4 protein-coding genes are annotated in these 4539 nt (G+C 55.6%); 1 reads left to right on the top strand and 3 read right to left on the bottom strand.

Features of this window, described 5'->3' with window-relative positions:
* Positions 1 to 220 precede the first annotated feature (220 nt).
* Positions 221 to 787, top strand: coding sequence for a hypothetical protein (locus K290_RS35735; RefSeq protein WP_120671006.1), 567 nt, complete (start codon positions 221 to 223; stop codon positions 785 to 787).
* Positions 788 to 1051: 264 nt separating this feature from the next.
* Here the strand turns inward: K290_RS35735 and K290_RS0133130 are convergent, their stop codons facing one another.
* The 3 genes from K290_RS0133130 to K290_RS0133120 all read right to left on the bottom strand — a co-directional run bounded on the left by K290_RS0133130 (position 1052) and on the right by K290_RS0133120 (position 4076).
* Complete coding sequence (locus tag K290_RS0133130) at positions 1052 to 2041, bottom strand: LysR family transcriptional regulator (protein ID WP_004112688.1); 990 nt, start codon at positions 2039 to 2041, stop codon at positions 1052 to 1054.
* Between the two features lie 113 nt (positions 2042 to 2154).
* Positions 2155 to 2745, bottom strand: coding sequence for a NodA family N-acyltransferase (locus K290_RS0133125; RefSeq protein ID WP_004112689.1), 591 nt, complete (start codon positions 2743 to 2745; stop codon positions 2155 to 2157).
* A 575-nt stretch (positions 2746 to 3320) separates the two neighbouring features.
* Positions 3321 to 4076, bottom strand: coding sequence for an aquaporin (locus K290_RS0133120; RefSeq protein ID WP_004112693.1), 756 nt, complete (start codon positions 4074 to 4076; stop codon positions 3321 to 3323).
* Positions 4077 to 4539 lie beyond the last annotated feature (463 nt).

Genomic DNA, 4539 nt, shown 5'->3' with positions numbered 1-4539 from the left:
TGACCGTCGCACTCAGTCGCAACCTCCAGCGATGTCCATGCTGCTCCCGGATGAAGGATCGATAAAATCCACAAATTTGTGACGCAGTAAGACTATTATCTCGTCCGAAAAGGTTCCAGACACGGCACTTTTAATCGCACGTGACATTGTCCTATACATGTTGTCAGAACGTCGTGATGTTCGCGATGCCTTAATCTGGGCCGGGGCGCGGGTGGGCATCATGGCGATCGACGAGACGACGACTGACATTCCGGAGCAGCGGGATTGGAAGAAGCCGGCGCCCGATGATCCCCGCCTCACCCCCGACGAACGGCGGAATTACGCCAACACGATCGACAAGATGACTGCCCGGGAATACTGGGCCCAACGGGCACGCGGCATGGGCGGGCTCTACACGACGGGGGCCGTGGAAAATTTGATGGGCGTGCCTGGCACTCGCTATTACGGAGGAAACATTCTTGTTCACGAATTCTCACATAATATCTTCAACGCGCTTCGCACGGTGGATCCTGATCTCGTCGCGCGAGTTGAAAAAGCCTATTTCCACGCCCGCGAGAAAGGACTCTGGGCGCGTTCGTATATGGAGAACACCGTCGATGAGTATTGGGCCGAAGGCACGCGGTTTTGGTTCAATACGAATACAGCTTACAGCCATGGTGCACTCACCGTCGCCACATCAGACGAGTTCGAGGCTCACGATCCAGAGCTCTACAATATCATGGCTGAAGTCTACCGCCATGATCACCACATTCTGGCGGATGTCTTTTACCGGCACTCTGCAAAGTAACGGCTAACGTCGATCGCCTCGGTAACGGGTGCTGAGCCTTATGCCTGCAGTCCGCAAAGGCGACCCGAGTTATGGCAGCTCGTCCTTCCTGTCGATCGGACCGCTGCAATTATTCGAGTTTTCGTTCAACTGGAGCATCCATGCTGTTCCGCTGCGCCCGGACGCAAAATAACGTTGCGACCGGTTATCGCCGTGCGGTCGAACCCAATTGGCTTGTGTAAATCTTAAAGTGAAGGGCAAAGCACGTGACTTCTCCGCCCGTTATCAAGTTCGCCGATCGCAGGTGAGCGGGTCAGGGCCGGTGCTAATCCGGTGCATATGAGGTTCGGCCGCGCCCGGCGGCGAAATCATGTGGGACGCCTCCTTGAATAAGAGTTCGCGTATCCAGAGGCTTGCCGGATCACTATTGTGCAGAGCGGGCCATTGTACGGCTTCGGTGAACGGAAGGAGTAGTGGTAGCGGAAGCTCAACGATTTGCAGGGGTATGGTTTTTGCGAAATGCTGCGCCAGCCGTAAGGGCATGGTTCCTATGCGTTCGTTGCCCGAAACCATCGGCGGGATCATGCTGAAGCCATGCACGACGACGTCGATGCGTCTCTTGTGACCATATTCGAGCAAATACCATTCCTCGATGCCAGGCCTACGGACATTCCCAAACTTGACCACAACGTGTCCCATCGACATGTATCTCTCGAACGTAAACGGCTCTTCCAGTTGCTTGTTCGAGGTGCAGCCTACGCACACGTGGACATCATCGAACAGCCCTGCTCGGGGATGGGTGTTCGACGCGAACACTTCCGGCAAAATGAGAAGATCGACGTCGCCGCGCCGGAGTAAATCATCAGTGTCATCGCCCGGGGGCCGAAATTCGAAGCTGACAGCAGGAGCTTCCCGCGCCGCGCGCTCAACGACTTTTTCGAAAAATACGAGCGCGACGTAATCGGAAAGGATAACTTTGAAGCGACGATCCGATTGGGCGGGCTCAAACGGCTCTCTGGAAATAATGGAGAGCTGAACATGGAGCAGAGCATCTCGCAAGGCGGGTGCCAGGCTTTCTGCCCTAGGTGTGGGGATAAATTCGCGCCCAGCGATCGTAAACAGCTCATCTTGGAAGAAGGTGCGCAGCCGTGCGACCGCCGCGCTCATGGCTGGCTGGCTCAGGTTAATGCTGCGCGCCGCCGCCGTCAGATTACGTTCGCTCATCAGGGCGTCGAGCGCAACCAGAAGATTGAGATCAAGGCCATTGAACCGCATATTTCTTCATCCGATGGCGGCCGATATGATCCTGCCGATGACCGGACCGGATTGCGCTTGGGACAGTGAGCTCCACGAGGAGCCTGAGCACTTCCGCTAGCAGTCGAGGTAGCTCATAACTCCGGTCCGTTCCGGTCGATCATCGTACCGGCTGGCCAGGCGGAGATGGGCTGTCCAATCGGCATAATGATGACAAGCGGATCCTCGACACGGGTGGGCGGCAAGTCGATGCGTGCGTGTGGCAGCGTAGATCGTACGCTCACCTGCGACACAACAGTCAGTGGACTGTGTCGGCCGAATCTTTCAATGTGTTTCCGCAGCTCGGGTCGAACCGTACCGAAGGCGAATGGAACTTGAAACTTCTGCAATGTGGGAAGCATAACCTGAATCGAATGGGCGATGCCGAGCCCCTCGAGATCCGGACGCACTCCATATAAACCTAGCTCAGCCACCAAAAGGTCTACCCCGTCAACTTTGATGAAGCGGCGCAGCAAGCCCAGATGGGCCGCAACACCGATCGAGTCGTACGCGATCGCACGAAGCTCCGGTCTTGCTCCGGCCCAGCTTTGACTGCCTTGGAACGGCTTTGCATTAAACGCGCCAGTCGGCCCGTATGTCTTCCGAAAGAACTCGGCGAGTTCGACATGATCGGAGAGTTGCAACTCATTTTCCCAGCACAATTTCCACTGCACGTCTGCGCGCATTCAAAGACCTCTTCTTTTGACGCTGGCCGGACGATTTACGGCCTAAGGGTTGTTATTATATCGCTACGACAAGCAATGGTAGTATATCGGCACAAGTGCTGGCCGATGGCTTTCCTGCAAGGCTGATGCTCTTCGTCCTATGGACGCGGGCGAGGCGATATCCTTGACCCCAGCGGCCAATATCATGAGGCGAACCAAAACTGAAATGGCATTCCTTCATGGATCCATGAGCAGCGCTCATAATGGTGAGCAGAGAGTGTTTGCAGGTGAAGCCAAAAAGTGCTCGCGTTCGAACCGCTCACAGAGGACTCCTGAAGGAGCATCAGCCGCAATATCGATCGGACGTATTTTCGGCCGTTGGGCTAGGTCTGAATGGACCCAAGTTTTTTCCAATACTGGCCGCGGTCCGATTTTCCTCTCGGGAAAGAAGGTCGATGCGCCCTAAAGACGAGATTGGAACCGGCTTAGGTGACAATGAAACGGCGGAAATGGAATCACGTGACATGTAGCCCCATACTGGCTCGGGGGCGGGGCGGTTCGCCGCCAAGGAAATGTGAAGTCCGTCGAAATCCCGGTCAGGGGCGCGGTTGGAAGTGGCGAGCTGCATCAGCTCTACTTCGCCCTGCAAGAGTAGCGCCATTGCGCTTCAGCGAGTTGCTTGTTGGTCGAAACGCGAGAACTTCAGTGAGTTGCAGAAGGCCCGCCGCAACAGCACCGAGCATCGGTGCAATTATATAGAGCCAGAGCTGTGAGCGCGCCGTCTCCCCTGCAAAGAGCGCCGGGCCGAGCGACCGTGCAGGGTTTACAGAAGCACCCGAAACCGAAATGCCGGCCAGATGGATTGCGACTAAGGTAAGACCAATTGCAAAACCTGCGACAGTGCCCGCCCCTTCCTCGGTGGTGCTTTTGAGAAATACCGTTACAAACAGGAACGTGGAGATGAACTCAAACAGGAACACAGATCTGACCCCATAAGCTCCCCAGCCGTTTTGGGCGAAACCTTCTACGGCAATGTCGTAGCCACCGACTTTGTCCATGGCTATCACATAGAGAGCGCCTGCGGCCGCTATAGCCCCCGCACTTTGAGCCAAGACATACGCGAGGAAGTCCCACAGTCCAAACCGTCGCGAAACAAGAAAACCGAGGCTGACCGCGGGATTGAGATGAGCGCCTGATACTGGGCCAATCGCGTAGGCCATCGCCACCACTGTCATCCCGAAGGCAAGAGCGACACCGAGGGGGCCCACCTCGGAACGCATAAAGACGAGTGTGCCGCAGCCGAAGAAAATGAGCGCAAACGTTCCTAGTAATTCGCAAAAATATCTATTCATCCTTAACTCCGTTGATTGCATCTCTGCGGATATTTGTCGTCAACCTCGACATTCTCGCTGCCGACTGGGTTTTTGGCAGGTTATCGATGCAGTGTTCGCCAGAACCCTTTGACGCCCACAGGATCAATCGTCCGGTCCGTTCTGTGCCCTATGTCGTTGACTTCAATTTTGTGACGACCAGCCGAGATCAGGACCGGTGCCCTTGCTGCGGCTTGCTCCCGGCGGTCTGCGATAAACACACAAGTTTCGTGCCAAACAAAAGTGGGTCTACGGCAGAGCGATCACTCCGAGGGTCGATCTATCTGGCGTTCAAAAAAGTCTTGAGTCCGACAATAAGCGACATAGCAGACGCGTTGCAGTCTGAAGATTGATCGTGTCCCATGGAGTGGTGTAGCTTGATTTCATAGCCATCGGTGATTTCCGGTAGGGTCGGGTTGCTTAGAGCCAACCTGAGGGACACCAC

Source organism: Rhizobium leucaenae USDA 9039, from assembly GCF_000426285.1.
Lineage (GTDB): Bacteria > Pseudomonadota > Alphaproteobacteria > Rhizobiales > Rhizobiaceae > Rhizobium > Rhizobium leucaenae.
The sequence above is the reverse complement of the archived record's forward strand: the minus strand, read 5'-3'. Positions and strand labels throughout refer to the sequence as shown.